Genomic DNA, 19,405 nt, shown 5'->3' with positions numbered 1-19,405 from the left:
AGCCAAAGGAGGTACTTCGCATGAAGCTACTGCTGTTCATGGTCCGATACTCGCCAATGACGATCTTCCTGGCCGTGCTCACGGGCATCGTCAGCGGGGCTGCCAGCGCCGTGCTCGTGGCCCTGGTTAATCAGCGCCTCGCCGGTCTGGACAGTCCTGCGGAGGGTCTCGCATGGTTGTTCGTCGGCACCATCGCCGCGGTGCTGGTGGCGAACCTAAGCTCGAGGCTCTTGCTGCTACGGCTCGCCACCCAGGCCGTAAAGGAGATGCGCCTAAATCTATGCGATCAGATCTTAAAGGCTCCCCTTCGAGACGTTGAGATTCATACCCGCTCGAAGTTGATGGCAGCTTTGACCGAGGACATTCTTGCGGTGTCTGACACGTTGGCTGAGGTGCCGTTGCTGCTGATCAACGCAGCAATCATCACCGCGTGCTTTAGCTACCTTGCATGGCTCTCTTGGCCCTTGATGCTGATCATCCTCGCCATTTTTGTGGCGGGCGTAGTGGTGCACGAGCTGATCACGGCCAAGACGCGACCTCCACTCGCGCAGGGGCGAGATAAGTGGGATGAGCTAGTCTATTACTACCAGGCGCTTATCGAAGGCAATAAAGAGCTGAAGCTCAATAGCAAGCGGCGCAGCAGTTTTGTAAATGAGCGCTTAATACCCACAGCGGAGGCAATGCAGGACCTCTCCCATCGATGGCACAAGATATTTGCGATCGCCGCAGCATACGGACAGGTTTTCTACTTCGCTGTGTACGGCACCATACTCTTCTTGATCCCGATGTTTACCAACGAGAGTGCGGAGGTGCTTACGGGCTTCGTTCTGATGACCGTGTTCATGAATAGTCCTATTGCCTTCATCGTCAACTTCATGCCGTCCTTCCAGCGCGCAAGCGTGTCTCTGAAAAAGATCGAATCGCTTGGCTTGTCTCTATCCGCGACGTCCACATCGGACGTACAGGACGATGATGTTCAAAGCGTTGACACGTTCAAGTCTCTCTCGATCAGGGACCTGGCATATCACTACCGCGCGGAAAACGAGGAGATCGAATTTTCTCTTGGGCCAATCAGCGTGGATTTTCAGGCCGGCGAACTAGTGTTCATCATCGGTGGAAACGGTAGTGGGAAGAGTAGCTTTGCGCGTATCCTGGCGGGGCTGTATACGCAGGACAGCGGTCAGATCCGACTCAACGGTGAAGAAGTAACGGATGCCAATCGCGATGCCTATCGGCAGAACTTCGCCGTGGTGTTCTCCGACTATTTCCTTTTCCGTGTGCTTCACGGACTGGTCGACAAGGGGTTGGCACAGAAGGTTGCCATGTACCTCAGGGAGCTCCAGCTCGATGACAAGGTCAAGCTGGAGGGCGACCAGTTCTCCACCGTCGAGCTCTCTCAAGGGCAGCGCAAGCGGCTGGCGTTACTCGTGTCGTTTTTGGAGGACAGGAATGTATACCTCTTTGATGAATGGGCGGCGGACCAGGATCCGGTATTCAGAGGAGTGTTTTACTCAGAGATCCTTCCGGACCTCAAATCCCGTGGAAAGACGGTCATTGTCATCAGCCACGATAACCACTACTTCGATGTTGCTGACCGTATTGTTCGCTTTGAGGATGGTGTGATCGTGGAAGACCGGAGTCTGTCTCCTTCCAGCTCCACCGCGAGTGGCGGGAGAGACAGTCGACGGGAGCGTCGCGCTGCTGCGCAGACCCATGTTGAGATTGGACAGATCGCGGAGCAGCCCTGTTAGTCGCTAGGGGTTAGCGCATCGGGCAGCAGGGTTCGCGCTCTGGTGCCAAGCGAAGCCCTCATCAGACGATTGAAACCTATTGGTAGGTCAGACGCCACGTCAGACCTCGCCAGGGGCGGGTTCGGCCGATGAAATGGTCCTTATCGACCGAGGTGGCGTTTGAGGCTCCTGAGAGATGGAGGTCACACCTAAGCAACGGTAGGGCTCGCCACGGCTGCAGAGAGGTGGTGAATGGAGACGCAAGCCAGTGAACACTTTGGGATGAACGGATGAATCAAGTTGCCTATCTGCGAAAGCCAAGCGACTCGGCGTGGTGCATGACCCTGAATTCGTGCCACGAGCCCGATGCACGTTTGTTTTGCTTTCCCTTTGCCGGTACTGGGCCCTCGTTGTTTCGCCAGTGGGTGGGGGCGATCCCATCGAACACGGAGCTGATAGCCGTCGCCTACCCGGGGCGAGAGGCAAGGGCGGAGGAACCGTTATTCCACACCATTGAAGGGCTCGTCGAGCACATCATTCCGAACATTCTCCCGTTGCTTGATCGGCCCTTCGTGTTTTTTGGCTACAGCATGGGGGCATTGGTGAGCTTCGAGCTTGCTCGCATGCTCAGCGAAACGCACGGGCTGGAGCCTCAACACCTCTTCGTGTCTGCTGCGCGTGCGCCTCATTTGGCGGAACTCAACCCAATTCACGAGCTTGGCAATGCGGACTTCCTGCGGTCCTTGATTAGGCTGAACGGCATGCCGCGAGAGGTGCTCGCTAGCAAGGAGATGATCCGCTATGCGTTTCCCATTCTGCGCGCAGACTTTGCGGCCTGTGAAACGTACCGCTGTGACCTGGGGTACTTGGCGCGCTTTCCGATCACCGTATTCGGTGGGGAGCGGGATGCGCGGGTAGATAAGGAGCGGCTGGAAGCCTGGAGGAATTTTTCCGCGGTTTCGTTCCGCTTGAACATGGTGGAGGGTGATCACTTCTTCCTACGTACCCATCGCGATCAACTCTTGGGATCGCTTAATCGAGCGCTTGGCGGGATAGCGTATTGAACGTTCCAGTGGGCGGCAACGAGTGGAGGTTGTCATGGGTGAAGTAGGGGCACTTGGCCGGGTGAGTGAAATGACACCCGAGCAAAAACGCAAAGCGCTTGCCACGCTCCTCAAGGCCAAGTCGGTGGAGAAGGCCCTCTACCCACTATCCGACGAGCAGCGATCGCTGTGGTTTCAGCAGTCATTAGACGTCACCAATACAGCCTTCAATATCCCGCTGAACTACATCATCCATTTGCAGGTGGATGAGGGCGCGGTCCGGAAGAGTATCCAGGACATAGTCGATCGACAGGAAGTGTTGCGCACGCAGATTGTCAGCAGTGGCGGCGAGGTGCTGCAGAAAGTCAAGGACAAGCAGAAGGTTGCCATCAAGGTGACGACCCTGAAGGTACCGGAAGGGGCGGACTGGAGGGATGAGGTACTCAACTACAGCGATCAGCGAGCCCGGCAGCCCTTCGATCTCAAGAACGGGCCCCTGTTTCGCGTGGAGTTGGTGCATGTGCACGATGCGTTGAGCGTGCTGATGCTGACCGTCCATCACGTGATCTTCGATGGTTGGTCCACTGGGGTGTTCCTGCGAGATTTCGCGGACCGCTACGTGAGGCATGCCGAAGGAAGCTGCGTGCCCTTCGAGCCGTTGAAATACAGATACAGGGACTTCGTCAAGGGCGAGCGGACGGCGCTCACGGAGCAGCAGAAGCAGCAGCAGATTGACTACTGGCTGAGTCGACTTGACGGTGCACCCGTTGCCCTCACGCTGCCAGCGGACTACTCGCGCGAGAAGCGCTCTTCCACCGCCGGTGCGACCTACGAGCTGGCGGTGACGAAGACTCTTGCAGGCAGGCTCGAGAACCTTGGCAAGACCCACGGCGCCACGTTCTTTATGACCATGCTTAGCAGCTTTTACGTGCTCCTGGCGCGCCTATCCGGACAGTACGACATCGTCCTCGGCGTCGCCACTGCCAATCGCAAGCACGAAGAGTCATGGAGTTTGCTGGGGCAATTCTCGAAGGTACTGCCCATGCGGGCACGCTTCGATCAGCGGGGGTCGTTCGTTTCCGTGCTCAAGCAGGTCACCCGGGAGTGCTTCACGGATCTGGAAAACGACGGCGTGTCCATTACCTCCATTGTGGAGGCGGTGAACCCGGAAAGAGACCCGAGCATGAACGCCTTGTTCCAGGCGGGGTTCGATTTTCAGAACACGCCGTGGCCATCGGACAAGGTCAAACAGAGCGTTTCCTTGCTCAACGGAGACAATAGCTCGGCGAAAATTGATCTGAATCTGGCCGTGACAAAGATCGATAACAAGCTGCTGTTGACGTTTGAATATTGTGCAGGACTGTTCAATCCCTCAACCATTGAGAGTTTCGCAACTGCTTACCAACACCTGCTGGAGCAGATCGTCGTAAGGCCGGATTTGCCCGTGGATGAGCTGCCACTCCTTGGGATTGCCAGGCGCGAGCAGATCTCTGCGGTCAGCGATGGACCACCGATCAGCAACCTGCAGCAACGACCCCTGGTCGACATCATCACGCGAAGAGCTAAGGACTATCCCGAACGGACGGCGCTGGTCGATGCTGCATCGTCGGCATCATTGACCTATGCGCAGCTGTGCCAGCGAGCACACGGTTTAGCCGTGGAGCTCGAGAGGCAGGGGGTGCAGCCGCACGAGCGGGTGGGCCTGTTCTTTGAGCAGTCCATGGAATACGTGGTCAGTGTGCTCGCGGTATGGATCGCCGGGGCCTCCTACGTGCCACTTGACCGCAAGCTACCCGCGTCTAGGGTCAAGTTCATTCTCGATGATGCGGCCATCGAGACGATCTTGTCCTGCCAACAGGGGCAACGTCTGTGGAAGCAGGAGGCACTGCCCGGGCGGGTCCTATGCGTTGGTGATCCGTCCCCGAGCGATCATACAGGGGGGGCTGAGGCAGCTGCGCCAGTAGGGCCTGCAAAGGCTTCGGTCACTCTGCAAGACACTGCCTATACGATTTACACCTCGGGCACGACGGGGCAGCCCAAGGGGGTGGTGGTGTCGCATGGCGCGATATCGCACTACGCCCAAGGGGCGGCTCAAACCTTCGGCTTTACGCCGCAGGACCGCGTATTGCAGTTCGCTTCGGTCAGCTTCGATACCAGCTGCGAAGAGATCTTCCCTTGCTTGCTGAGCGGGGCCGCGCTTGTCGTTCGTGATCAGGCGATGGTCAGTACCGTTAGCACATTTTTGACACGAGTCGCGGAGCTGTCCCTGACGGCGATCAATTTGCCGACGGCTTATTGGGGTGAGGTGGTCAGCTCCCTGGAGGAAGATGAGCAGCTGGCGTTGCCATCGGCGGTTCGTTTGGTGGTCATCGGTGGCGAAGCGGCACCGCTCCCGCTGGTGAAGGCGTGGCTGCGCCGCTTTAAGAGCAGCGTTCGCCTGCTGAATACCTATGGTCCCACAGAGACCACCGTGAGCGTCACCACCTCGGAGCTGTCTGCTCTTGGCGTTGAGCTCGACGCCCTTCACCAGGTACCCATCGGCTGGCCGAATCCGGGGGTCCGAGTGGCGGTGGTCGATGAACACTATGAGCTTCAGCCCCTGGGCGTGGTGGGTGAGCTCGTCGTCAGCGGACCAACCTTGGCCGAAGGGTATCGAGACAGTCCAGCCCTCACCCGGGAGAAGTTTGTTGTGGCGCCATCGGCATCAAACGCCCCTGTGTTCTATAGGACTGGGGACTACGGGCGCCTTCGGGCCGATCTCGGTATCGAGTACAAAGGGAGGATTGATGGGCAAGTCAAGTTGCGCGGCTACCGCATCGAAACTCGAGAAATCGAAGCGGTGCTCCTTCGTCACGCCCAGGTCCGAAAAGCCTGTGTGCTGTTGCGTGACGATCTGGAAATAGAGCAGCTGGTGGCCTATGTGGCCGTCAGGAAGTCCGCGCGCGTCGACGGTTTTGAGCTAGTGAATTGGATTGGGCAGCACTGCCCCGCCTATATGGTGCCATCGCAGTGCGTCGTCATCGATGAGATGCCCCTGAATACCAGCGGCAAGGTGGATGTGCAAAAGCTCTACGCACAGCCGCTCCAACAGCTCGAGGGTGAGGTCGGCGCACAACCCAGTACGGCGACCGAAGAGATCCTAGCGGGAATCTGGTGTGGGCTCCTCGACCAGCGATGCCTCGACGTGCACGCGGACTTCTTCCGCCTGGGTGGGCACTCCCTACTGATCACCAAGATGCTATCGCGCATCGCTAAGGCTCTCGGCGTCGAGTTGCCACTGGCGAGTGTATTCCAGGCGCCGACGATCGCCAGCCTGTCCCGGCTCATCGACGACGCACGGGCATCGGCTTGTGGCGAGCCCACGGTCTCCTTGCCGATATTGAAGCGGGAAGATCAAAGTGCACGGGCACCGCTCTCTTTTGCACAACGCAGGCTTTGGTTTATCGATCGTCTGCGGGGCGAGAGTCTTCAGTATCAGATTCCGCAGGCCTTCACGCTTTCGGGTCCCTTCGATGAGGAGGTCGCGGAATCGTGCTTTCGCCACATCGTCGAGCGGCACGAGATACTCCGCAGTCGCATCATCGATGATGGGTCTTCAGGTGAGTGCTATCAGGAGGTACGCCCGGGTGACGGGTTCCGACTTCATCGTGTCGATCTTCAGCATTTGGCAGGCGATGCCCTCGAGGCGCGCGTGGGTGAGATCGTTGCCGATAATGCGTCGAGACCCTTTCGTCTGAGCGACGAGGCACCCTTCCGCGTCAGCGCGCTGCGCCTTGCGCAGGACCAGGTGGTGCTTGTCAGCAACATTCACCACATCGCTGCCGATGGTATGTCCTTGGACATCTTGTGGTCTGAGTTCGTAGAAGCCTATGAAGCATATCGGCGGGACGGGGCGATGGCGCTGCCATTGCCGGAAGTTCAGTACGCTGACTACTCGTACTGGCAGCACCGCATGCTCGACGAGGATACTGCGACTGTGCAGCTCGCGTACTGGGAGCGACAGCTCGACGAGCTGCCACAGGTGCACGGACTTCCCTTGGACCGACCCCGGCCAGATGTGCAGACCGTCAACGGCGCCAACCTCGAAGTGGTTGTTGATGCACAGACATGTGAAAAGCTGCGCACGCTCGCCGTCGACAAAAGCGTCACCCTGTATATGCTGCTGTACGGTGCCTTCTCCCTGCTGCTCGCACGCTATGCAAACGACGGCGACGTGGTACTTGGGACGCCAGTTGCGAACCGCAACAGCAAAGAGCTAGAGAAGCTCATCGGCCTGTTCGTTAATACGCTCGTTCTCCGGCTCTCCTGCAATGGCGATTCAACGCTTGAGGACTTCTTGCGGAGCGTTCGTGAGACTGTGCTTGATGCCCAGTCTCATCAGGACGTTCCCTTTGAGCGGGTGGTTGAACACCTCAACCCACGGCGCAGCGCACAGTACTCGCCCCTTTGCCAAATCATGTTTGGCCTAAACGTACAGCAACAGAGCATAGGGAAGTTTGCCGATATCGATGTGAGCCCCTACGAGGGGGTCGGCGAGAAGGGGGCGACGGCGCAGTTCGATTTGAGCCTTGACGCCAAGGATGACGGGCAGCTGTTGAGGCTCAGCTTCGAATACAACAGCGACCTCTTTGATCAGAGCACCGTGGCCGCGATGGCCAGACACTATCTGAACATCCTGAAAGCAATGCTGGAGAATCCGCAAACGCTCGCCGATATCCAGATGATCGATGACCAGGAAAGGCAGGAAATTCTCTCGCACCTGACTGGTCCCGCGGTTCCCGAGCCGCAGGCGGTGCCAAGGCAGTTTGCTGCAGTGGCGTCACGACAGCTTGATAAGCCTGCCCTCGTCGAGGGTCGTCGTAGCATCACCTATGGTGAGCTCTCGCACCGGGCCACAAGCCTTGCCGTCCAACTTCGAAGGATCGGAGTAGATGTCGGCGATGTAGTGGCGGTAACGGCGAGCCCGTCGATTGACTGGGCCGTAGCCGTACTCGGCATCTTCAATTCGGGCGCCACGTATCTGCCGATCGCCAGCGATCTCCCGGCAGCGCGAATAGAGCAAATGCTTCGCGACGCGGGGGCGCAGCTGCTGCTGCTCGGCGACGATGATGGGGAAATATCAACAAAGCTCGCGATCGGGCGCGAGACCGTCGCTTCCCTGTGTGAGGCGGGGGCTGGCGCGCGCGAGAGCAGCGAGACCGTTGAGTTCGCTGCTCCGAAGCTCAGCGATAACGCATACATTCTCTACACCTCGGGGTCGACCGGTGCGCCTAAGGGCGTTGTTGTCGACCATCGTGCGCTGGCGATGCACATTGATGGCTGCATTAGTCGATACGGGATTAAGGAAGTCGATAGAACCCTGGCGTTCTCCTCGATCAGTTTCGATGCCTCTTTGGAGCAGCTGATCGGAACCCTTCTTGGCGGCGCAACAGGCGTCATCTACGACAAGGCAAGGCTTACGCAGGGCGCTCGAGATGTCCTCGAGTTTCTCCAGTCCGAGCAGGTCACGGTGGCGGATTTGCCGCCGGCAGTTTTGCATCAGGCAGTGCGGGAAGACGCCGGATCGGATGCTGCCGCCCACCAGCTTGTTGCCGACAGCTCACTGCGTATGGTGATCGTAGGTGGCGAGGCGATACCGCCGGCACTCGCCGCCTACTGGAAGACGCATCGATTCGAGTGTCAGCTGGTCAACGCCTACGGGCCGACGGAGGGGGTGATCACCGCGGTCTCAGGCACTCTGGACGGTGAGGTGACCCTCGGTCAGGTCATGCCCGGGCGCTACGGCCTTATCTTGAACCAAGATGGTCAGTTGCTTCCCTTCGGCGCCGTCGGTCAGTTGTACCTGGGAGGGGCGTGTGTCGCGAAGGGATATCTTAACAAGCCAGAGCTGACGGATGAGAGGTTCGTGCGAAATCCCCTGTGCCCGGGCAGTGCGGACACAGTTTATGCAACGGGAGATCGGGTCAAGCTGACCCGCGATGGCAAGCTTCACTTTCTGGGGCGTGCTGACGAACAGGTGCAGCTCAACGGGATTCGAATCGAGCCAGGTGAGATCGAGCATTGCTTGTTGCAGGCGCCGGAGGTGACTGGGGTTGCCGTTGTCGTTGGTGATTTCTCCAGGGGCTTGGCTCCAGATCATCAGCGACGGGAGCTAATCGCATTCATCGCCGGTGATGCCTTGAGTGAGATCGGTGATCTGAAGAAGCACTTCCATGCCCGGATTGAGGGATCCTTACCCAGCTACATGATGCCGACGCATTGGGTGGCGCTGGATCGCGTGCCGCTACTCGCGAGCGGCAAGGTGGACAGGTCTCGCCTGCCCTTTGAGCGAATTGATACCTCGCGGACCGAATGGGTTGCACCGCGAAGCGACGTAGAAAAGCGATTGGCTGAGCTATGGGCGCGCATTCTTGGGCAAGACGTGGGGAGCATCGGACTGGACTGCGACTTTTTCATGCTGGGTGGGCATTCCCTCTTGTCCATGCGGCTCGTGGGTGAGGTACGTGGTGAGTTCGACGTCGATTTTCAGGTAGTAGATGTCTTTCGCCACAGTACGCTAGGTGCTATGGCACACGCGCTGGGCTCTCGGCGCGGCGAACGGCGCGCGCCGCTGCTTCAGGTACGGGACCGAAGCGAAAGCGTGCCCCTACCGCTGTCTTTCACCCAGCTACGATTGTGGTTCGTCGATCAGCTGGAGGAGGACAGCACAAAGTACAATATGCCTGCGGCGTTTCGGATTACCGGAAGCCTGAACATCGCGGCCGCGCAAGGCGCTTTCAGGCGCATGGTCGATCGCCATGAGGTGCTGCGCACCACCTATCAGCGGGTAGACAAGCCTCAATCCGCAGTGCCCGGTGAGCTTGTCGAGCAGCGCATCGAAGACGCCCGAGTGTTCTCCCTGGCCATCACAGATCTCAGCTCGACGCCTGAGCCGCTGCAACGGGACGCGCTTCAGCAACGCGTCAACGAGCAATGGGAGCAGCGCTTCGATCTTCAGGGGCAGCTTCCGATCGTTGCGGAAGTGGTCGTCCTTGGCGATAGGGACTACGCCCTGTTGGTGAACATGCACCACATTGCGGTGGACGGATGGTCATGGTCCATCGTTCAGCAAGAGTTTGCGTCGGAGTACAACGCGCAGGTGCGGGGTACGGTGAGCGGGATACAGACCCCTGTGATTCAGTACGCGGACTTCGCGCTATGGCAGCGAGACTGGATGGCGAGTGGTTCTCTCCAGGCCCAATCTCGCTACTGGGAGCAGCAGCTAGCGGATCTTCCGACCGTGCACAACCTCCCGCTTGATCGCCCCCGCAGCGAACTCAGGGAGTTCTGCGGTGCGAGCCATCGGGTCAGTTTGGATCCGGAGTTGACCGCATCCGTCCATGCATATGCACGGGCCCATCAGCTCACTCCCTTCATGCTCATTCACGCAGCGTTCTCGCTTGTGCTCTCGAAGTACAGCGGTGAACGCGAGGTCGTCGTGGGCACGCCAGTCGCCAATCGGGCTCATCGGGAACTCGATGCGTTGATCGGTTGCTTCGTCAACATGTTGGTGCTGCGGGTTCATATCGATCCCGACGCGCGGATTGTCGACTATCTCGAACAGGTCAAACACCTGAATATCGAGGCATTGGATAACCAGGAGTTACCCTTTGAGCTGCTTGTCGAGAAGCTCAACCCGAAGCGCGGCACGCAGCTGACGCCCCTGTTTCAGATCCTGATCAACATGGAGATTGCTGGCGATAGCCCCGGGCCTTCGCTTGACGGGCTGGAGTTCTCGCCGATTGAATCGGAAACGACGAAGACCAAGTACGACCTGAGCCTGAACATTGTCGATGGCCACGGACTCACCTTCGACTTCGAGTATCTTGCAGAGATTTTCGACGCCCAGACGATCACCCGCATGGGAGCGCACCTATGCGCGCTCCTACGGGAATTGGTCGAGGCGGATCATGAAGAACTGTCTTCACTTACCATGCTCGCGCCGGCAGAAGAGCATGCGCTGACGGCTCAGCTCAATCCCGCCGCGGGAGCTTACACATCCACGCACACGCTCGTCAGCCTGTTTGATCGCCAGGCGGAACTGAGCCCGAATGACGTTGCAGTTCGCGATGCTAAGAGCGAGCTGACCTATCTGCGCTTGCAGCGGCGTGCGGACCTCTTGGCGGCGGCGTTGCGCGATAGGGGCCTGCAACACGGCGATCGCGTAGCGGTGCTGCTGTCACGGGACAGCAACATGCTGGCGTGTCTATTGGGCATCCTCAAGTGTGGCGCCGTCTACGTGCCGTTAAGCCTTGATGCCACACGCTCGCGCATTGAGATGGTGCTGGAGGACAGTGACGCTCGATTCGTTGTTTTCTCACAGGAGCTCGCGTCCAGCGTGGAGGGCGCTGCCCAACGGAAGGCTCTATGTTTAGAGGAATTGCTGGATTCTCGCACCCCAGCTGCGCCTACGCAGTACTGCAGTTCGCCGGATGATCTGGCCTATTTCATCTATACATCGGGATCGACCGGTACGCCGAAGGCCGTAGCGATCACGCATGGAAATGCGGCTGCCATGATTGCGTGGGCTGGCGAGACGTACTCGGCGCAAGAGCTATCAGGCGTTCTGGCCAGTACACAGCTGACCTTCGATCTCTCTGTGTTCGAACTCTTTGTCCCTATCAGCCATGGCGGGGCGACGCGTATCGTAGACAGCCCCTTAGCGCTCATGACGGGAACATGGAACGACCTCTCGCTCATCAACACGGTGCCGTCCGTAGGACGAGCATTGGTAGAACGCCAGGCCGTCCCTACATCGGTATCAACGGTTAATCTCGCGGGCGAACCCCTGCCGCGAAAGCTCCTGGGTGACCTACTCGCCGTGGAGGGCGTCACGCGGGTCTGCAATCTATACGGGCCGTCCGAGGACACCACCTACTCCACGCACGCTAGCTTTACCGAAGCGGTGGAGGGGACCGTGCCGATTGGTCGGCCCGTCAAGTTCTCTCAGGCCTACGTGGTGGATGTGTTCAATCAACTGGCACCGCCTGGTGCGTCAGGGGAGCTGTTGCTAGCAGGTGCAGGCCTTGCGCAGGGGTACTTCAATAGGCGGCAGTTGACGCGGGAGAAGTTCGTGCACCTGCCTGTGGGCCGGCTGCCGGTGCAGCGCCTCTACCGGACGGGCGACCGCGTCCGCTGGAACCGTGACGGCCAGTTGGAGTACCTGGGGCGCTTCGACGATCAAATCAAGTTCAACGGCTTCCGAATAGAGGTGGGAGAGATCCAGTCTCACCTGGAGCAGGTGGATTGGATTGACACGGTGGTTGTGCAGAAGGTTCGCCTCGGGGAGGTATCGGGTGTAGCCGGTGAGAAGGAAGAGGGGGGAGAAGAAGAGGCCCAATACGCCCTGGTGGCGTACGTGAAGGTCATTGACTTGGCGCTACGCGATGCAAGTGAACTGTGCGACCAGCTCAAGGGCTACCTCTCCGAACGCTTGCCCAGCTACATGCTGCCGAACCGAATCGTGCTCTTGACCGAGTTCCCCTTAACGGCAAACGGCAAGATCGATAGGAGTGCCTTACCGCTTCCCCTTATCGAAGGGAATGAAGGTCAACTTGCGCCGCGGACGGCGGCTGAACGCTTCGTACTGAAGGTTTGGCAATCAGTGCTGGGCACGTCGAGGCCTATCGGCGTGATGGATGACTTCTTTGCCCTGGGGGGCCACTCGCTTCTGGCGGTGAGCGTCATCTCGAGCCTGATGGAGAAGTTGCAAATCGATGTGCCACTGGCGGCAGTGTTCGCCCATCCCACCATCGGAGGTCTGACGGTCGCTCTCGCTGAGGCAGCCGGTGGGGTCGAACGTCTGACCCTGATGGTCGAGACCTACGAGCGTATCGCTGCACTATCTGCGGACGAAATCGCTCAAGAGCTCACGGCACGCCGGCATGAAGACGCTGTGCTGGTCACAGCCGGAGGTGACACTCATGGTGCTTAAGACCCTGACGACGGAGCAGGAAGCCCTATTCGAACGTGCCCTGGAGGGTAAGGGAATCTCGGTGGTGGCCGGTGAGGAGCTCTCGGCGGATGGGGCGCAGGGCGCGTACGCTCAGCTGTCCTCCTCCCAGCGACGAATGTGGTTCATTGACCAGCTCACGCCTGGCTCCGGTGCTTACAACGTCTCGCAGATCTTCATGTTGCGCGGGAGCCTCGACCGAGATGCGCTGTTCGAGAGTCTGGCCAGCGTGGTCGAACGTCATCAGGTGCTAAGAGCCTTCTATCCTCAGCACGAGGGGGAACCGTCGATGTCCGTGTCGGGGGGCGAGCACCATGAGTGCTGTTTCCACGATCTGATCTCAGCACGCCCCAGCGATCGCGAAGACCAGCTCCGGGCACTGCTCCAAAGAGAGGCAGATAGGCCGTTTAAGCTCAGCTGCGGGCCCGTCTTCCGCGCCAACCTAGTGCGTACTGAAGAGCACGTACATTTTCTACAAATCGTCATCCACCATATCGCCACCGACCAAACGTCTCTGGATATCGTTGATCGTGAGATCAGTGAGCTCTACTCAGCGCGGGTATCGGGGCGAGCACCGGAACTTCCTGCCGTCACCCATCAGTACTCGGACTACGCGCGATGGGAAGCGAGCAGTGCGATGAGCGGGCGCCTAGGTGAAAGTCTCGCCTATTGGCGGCGAACACTGGAGGATTTGCCCAAGAAGCTGCCAATTGGACGAGCCTCGCACGCTGGCGGCGAAGGTGCGCAACGTCAGTGCGACACGGTTTCCCAGTTGATTCCATTGGCTGTTGACGACGAGCTCACACGCATTGGCGTTGGCGAGAACACAACCCGCTTTACCATCTACCTCGCGGCCCTAAAGGCGCTTCTTAGCCTTGCCACGGGAGAGCGCGATGTCCTCATCGCGACGCCCGCTAACAATCGTACGCGCGAATCCTTCGAGGCCATCGTGGGCTTCTTCGCCAACACCGTCGTGCTGCGGAGCAAGATCGACGACGGCGAGGACTTCATTACCTTGGCTCGGGACGTGGGCCGCGGTGTGGTGGCGGCCCTAGCGCATCAGTCCCTCCCCTTCGAACGCGTAATCCAAGAGTCTGCGACAGACCACCCATCGCAGCGCAGTGGGTCGCTCCTGCAAACCATGTTCGTGTTGGTGGATTCTACTGAGCGCCATCTACGACTGCCTGGGATCGAGATCGAGGGCATCGACCACGCGCAGTCGGACGCGAAGTTCGATATGGTTTGGCAAGTGGATCTAAAGCCTTACGGCGTTGTAGTGAGTTTGCAGTTTGCTATCGATGTCGTTGATAAACTAACCGCAGCGAAGTTACTGCACCAGTACACCACGCTGCTCAAAGATCTCGTCACCTCGCCGCAGTTGGCTCTCTCGTGTCACGAGCTCACATCAGGGCCTACAGACCGTGCGGAAGGCACGCTTGCCACAGCACATGCGCATGACTCCGTGGCCGCAGTCTTCCGCGCCGCCGCCGCCAAGTTCCCCCGTAAAGCGGCCGTGCGCACGACATCGGACACGATCAGCTATGCAGAGCTCGACAAGCGTTCCGATCACTTAGCCGGCGTATTGTCCCAGAAGGATCAGCGCATCGTCGGGATCGTATCCGCCGCCGGAATTGACATGATCATCGCCATGCTGGCGTGCCTGAAGGCAAACAAGATCTATGTCCCCATCGACGCGACCTATCCACCAGAGCGTCAACGGCGCATCGCAGACAACGCCAAGGTGGGCATTGTGCTGTTTGAGCAAGAGGCGACCGCCCTCACGTTTATGGACTCGCCGGAGCCTATCGTATCAATCAATACGAACGAGTTGGATCCGATGGAGACTCCCTTCACAGGTCCTATCACGGAGCGAAACGCCTATATCTTGTACACATCCGGTACGACGGGGGTACCAAAAGGGGTGTTGCAGAGTCAGGAAAACCTCCTGTACTTCCATCGCCGATATGTCGAGGCGCTCTCGCTCACACCGGATGACGAGGTGCTTGCTTTATCATCGTTCGGTTGCGATGCCTCAGTAATGGACATTTTTGCGGCGCTGCTGACGGGCGCCACGCTGAGCGTGCTAGATCTGAAGCAGCACAACCTTCAGCAGCAGCTCGAATTCGTCGCGGCGCATGCCGTAACGATATATCACTCGACGCCCTCCGTATTTAAGTACCTGTTCTCGAACGACGCGGTCGAGCGCATCCCCGAGCTCGCAGGCAACCTGCGCGCTGTTGTCATGGGTGGAGAGCTGGTCGATAGCGCCGTGCTGAGCCTCGCAAAGCGCAGGCTTAGTGAGAACTGCGTGTTTATCAACGGATACGGTCCGTCTGAGTCCACCCTTGCTATGCAGTGCATTTCAAAGGTTGCAGAGCTAGATCCACAGGGGGCAGCCAACATCGGCCGGCCAGTGCCAGGCACCGAAGTATCGCTGCGAGACGATACTGGGACTGAAGTTGGTGTAGGCGATGTGGGGGAGATCGTTATCCAGAGTCCGTATGTTGCTTTGGGCTACTGGGGAGACGAAGAGCAGACATCGTTGCGCTTCTCCGAACAGTCCGACGGGGCGAGGAGCTACCGCACCGGCGATTACGGGCGACGCAGGCCCGATGGCTCAATTGACTTTGTTGGGCGCACGGATCGCCAGGTGAAGATCCGCGGGCACCGCGTTGAGCTTCTGGAGGTAGAGGCGCATCTTAGTGAGCATGCGGCCGTTCGCTCGGTCGCCGTCGTGCCGCGGAAATCGGCGGGACATACGCAGCTTGTCGCGTATTACGTATGGGACTATGCGAACGTTGTCGTTGACGCAGAGTGCTTGTCGCTGTTGCCTGACGATGACGCAGGACCTGCAGGTACGGCAGCGCCGGTCAAGGCTGCCCTCGAGGCGAGCGTCGGCGCGCTGCTGGCGGCGTTCCTCTCAGAGCGCGTTCCCTCCTATATGGTGCCTACTGCCCTGGTGCGCGTCGAGAAGATGCCGCTGAACCACCATGGAAAGCTCGACGTTGACGCTCTGCCGTCGCCTATAGGCAAGGTCAGTACGGGGACGGGGCAGGGGCCTGCGACTGGTACTCAACGCCGACTGTCAGGCCTGTGGTCTCGGCGTCTCGGTCGCAGCGACATCGGTGCGGACGAGGACTTCTTCGAACTCGGCGGCGACTCGCTGTTGGCCATGTCTCTCGTCGGCGATGTCTGTGAGCTGTTCTCCGTCGACATCAACATCAGCGAGTTCTTCGACGCATCGACGGTCGCGGCCTTGGCCAGCGTGGTGGAGAACGCGAAGACCCGAAGCGTTCTCGAAGGCCCAATCGACGCCCCCCGGAGCGGCGCGAAGGGCGCGGTAGCGTTGTCGAATGAGCAGCGGCAGCTGTGGCTTACGGAGCAGCTCGAGGGGTCTAGCCTTCACTACCATCTGCCCCTGCTCTACGAGCTGGAAGGGACTGTCGATGTCGGGCGCCTGGAGCAGGTCCTGCGCGACACCGTGGAACGCCACCAGGCCTTAAGGACGGTCATCGTCCAACAGCCCGACGGGACCGCCGTCGGGAAACTCCTATCGGCGGATGAATTCGTCCTCTCGCACCGGTCTCTGGCCCAGGTCACGGAGCGCGAGATCGCCGATGCCCTGAACGAGCCGAAGCAGAGCCCGTTCGACCTGTCGTGCGATTTCATGTTGAGGGCAACGCTCGTGTCCTGCGACGGTCGCCCGCGCTACCTGCTGATCGTGCTCCATCATATCGCCGCCGATAGCTGGTCTTTGAACCTCCTGCATGAGCACCTGATGCGCGAGATGACATGCGCTAGTGATGCGAAGGCAGCAGCGGTCCGTCCGATCAGCCAGTATCGCGACTATGCGCGCTGGCAAGAGGGGCGATTGACGGAGTCCCAGCGGCGACGACAACTCAACTATTGGGAAGATCAGCTAAGCAACTCGCCACCGGTGCACAACTTGCGCCTGGCGGTGCCTCGCGGTGCGCAGCCGGACTACACGGCCGCCTATGTGCGACGTGCAGTTTCCGCCGAGCGATCTAAGCGACTAAAGGAGTTCGCCTCATCGCAGGGCATGACCCTCTCCATGATGATCCAAGCAGCGTTTTCCCTGGCCCTGTCGCGCTACTCCCAGACCGACGACATCGTTATGGGGAGCCCTGTGGCCAATCGACCGCGGCGCCACTTTGAGGATCTCATCGGCTTCTTTGTGAACACCGTTGCGCTGCGTGTGGACTGTCACCACGGTCAGCGTGTGGGAGATTTTCTTGATGCGGTTAGGCGAGCGAACTTAGGTGCGCTAGCGCACCAGGATGTCTCCTTTGAGGAGGTTGTTGAGCGCCTGAATCCCGGACGCAGCAATCAGTACACGCCGCTGTTCCAAATAATGCTTGGGATGGATGTTCCCGCGTCTGCCACGTCGTTGCAGCAACGCTCATCTTTGAAGAGAAAACGGTGTGCTACGGGACACGCGAAGTATGAGCTGAGCCTCTTCGTTACGGACGACGCCGATGGGCTCTGCTTTGAATACGAGTACAGAGCGCAGCTGTTTGAGTCTCGGACGATCGAGATGATGGCCCGACATGTAGAAAACCTGCTCCTTCGGCTTATGACGGCGGATAGTTCGCAGCCACTCGGTGAGCTGAAAATGCTGTCACGGGAGGACGAATCCTACTTGCTGAACGACATGAATCGTCCTCCTATGCTACTCGGGGAGGTGCCGGAAACCGTTCATGCGCTCATACAAGCGCAGGTGAGTCGATCGCCCGAGGCGACGGCATTCATCTTTGGTGAGTGGCGTTGCACCTACCGGGAGTTCGAGAACTGGGCGAACGCGATCGCCAATCGTCTGGTCGCCGAGGGACTCGGTCCGCACGCGCGCATTGGTGTTTGCCTGCCAAGCTCTCCTGCCGTGTTTGCGACGATGTACGCGGTGATGAAGGTGGGCGCCACGTTTGTCCCTATCGACCATACCTATCCGATCGATAGGGTGAGAAGCATCATCGAGGACAGTGACATCGAGGGGGCGATCACCCACGCTAGCATGCACGCGGTGTTCGAGAAGGTCCCTACCGTGGCCCTACTTACCGATTTGGAGCTAACGGCGTACCCCGCAGCTGACGTGGATTTCCATGGCCCGGCAGAGGCACGCGATAGCGTGGCGCCGGTCTACATCATCTACACCTCCGGGTCCACAGGGAAGCCGAAAGGCGTTCAAATCTCTCACGCTGGGGCGGTCAACTTCCTGTGTGGCTTTGTCCAAGCGTTGGGCATCTCGACGAGAAAAACGTGGCTGCAGTTGGCAAGCGTGTCTTTCGACATCACGTTGGTCGAATGGGGCGCCTGCCTGGCGACGGGTGGTTGCTGCGTCATCGCTGATGACGATGTGCGCATGGATGCCGAGGGCCAACTCAAGCTCATTGCAAACCAACGCATCGAGGTGATGCAGGCCACGCCGTCGCGCTGGCGTCAGCTTTTTGCTACCGGGTGGACGATTCGCCATGAAGTGGTAGGCGTGTCCGTTGGAGAAGCGCTTGGTGAGGACCTGGTGCAACTGTTCAGGGAGAAGCCCCTCACGATCTGGAACTGCTACGGGCCAACAGAAACCACGGTCTATGCGACGGTAAAAAACGTCTGCGACCCTGCCACCGTGGGCGAGCCGGTGTCGATCGGTCGGGCGCTTCCCGGCTACACGCACTATGTGTGTGACAAGCAAGGTCAGCTTGTGCCCTACGGTGTGATTGGTGAGCTATATCTGGGCGGGGTTGGCGTTGGCGATGGCTACTTCAATCGCGAATCGCTCAACAAGGAGAGGTTTGTGCCCCATCCCTGGAGCGAGGATCCAGGCGCACGCCTGTACCGCACCGGCGACCAGGTGTGCTACCGCAGCGATGGTGAACTTACCTACATCGGTCGAGAAGACCATCAGGTGAAGTATCGCGGCTATCGGATCGAGCTGGGCGAAATTGAGTTTCAGCTAACGCAATCATCGCATGTGTCCGCTGCCCTGGTCCTACTCGAGGACCCCCAGTCAGCAGCACCGGCGCTGCGAGCATTTCTGCAAAGAGCAGAGGGTGTGCACGTAGCCCCCTGCGTAATTATTGACGCTGCGAAGCAGCGCTTGATCCACACGCTTCCAGCGTACATGGCGCCCCACGACTATTGCGTCCTGGATGAGCTTCCCCTGACACCGAACGGAAAGATTGACAGGGCCGCGCTGCTATCAATCCGGGGGGAGAATACCTCTGCTGTTCTAGCGATGCCCGAGTCGCCCGCGGAACGGGCTGTCGCTTCGATTTGGGAAGACCTTCTTGGCGTGAGCGATGTTGGCCTGCACGACAACTTCTTCAATCTTGGTGGTCAGTCGCTGATGGCGATCAAGATCGTGTCCCGAATCGAGAGGGTGTTCAGGCTAGAGATCAGCCTGCGGGAGTTCTTCTCCGATCCGAGTATCCAAGGAAACCTGGATGCCCTGAGCGCTCACGTGGGCAGCAGAGCTGATCTCGATGAGGTGGCGCAGCTTTATGAGCTGGTAGCAGAGCTATCTCCTGGGGAAGTCACGGCGCTACTGGAAAGTCAAACGGCTTGATAGGCCATCGCGGAGACAATCATTAGGCGTTTAGGGAATTCGCTTCCCTAATACGATCACTGAAAAC

The 19,405-nt window shown here is 59.1% G+C and carries 4 protein-coding genes; all 4 read left to right on the top strand.

What is annotated here, in order from left to right; genetic code table 11:
- Positions 1-20 precede the first annotated feature (20 nt).
- The 4 genes from AAGA68_22900 (at position 21) to AAGA68_22885 (ending at position 19,338) form a co-directional block, all read left to right on the top strand.
- A complete protein-coding gene (locus AAGA68_22900) occupies positions 21-1,751 on the top strand; it encodes a cyclic peptide export ABC transporter (protein ID MEM9387921.1) in 1,731 nt (576 codons plus the stop codon).
- A gap of 317 nt (positions 1,752-2,068) precedes the next feature.
- Positions 2,069-2,794: a thioesterase domain-containing protein gene (locus tag AAGA68_22895; GenBank protein ID MEM9387920.1), complete on the top strand. Its 726-nt coding sequence runs from the start codon at positions 2,069-2,071 to the stop codon at positions 2,792-2,794.
- A 34-nt stretch (positions 2,795-2,828) separates the two neighbouring features.
- The gene (locus tag AAGA68_22890) at positions 2,829-12,746 is read left to right on the top strand and encodes an amino acid adenylation domain-containing protein (protein MEM9387919.1); all 9,918 of its coding nucleotides are present in this window, start codon (positions 2,829-2,831) and stop codon (positions 12,744-12,746) included.
- Entirely contained in the window at positions 12,736-19,338 is a 6,603-nt protein-coding gene (locus AAGA68_22885) for an amino acid adenylation domain-containing protein (GenBank protein MEM9387918.1), read from the top strand. The genes AAGA68_22890 and AAGA68_22885 overlap by 11 nt, the downstream gene beginning before the upstream one ends.
- Positions 19,339-19,405 lie beyond the last annotated feature (67 nt).

Source organism: Pseudomonadota bacterium (genome assembly GCA_039193195.1).
Classification (GTDB): domain Bacteria; phylum Pseudomonadota; class Gammaproteobacteria; order Steroidobacterales; family JBCBZW01; genus JBCBZW01.
This window is presented reverse-complemented; position numbering and strand designations above follow the sequence as displayed.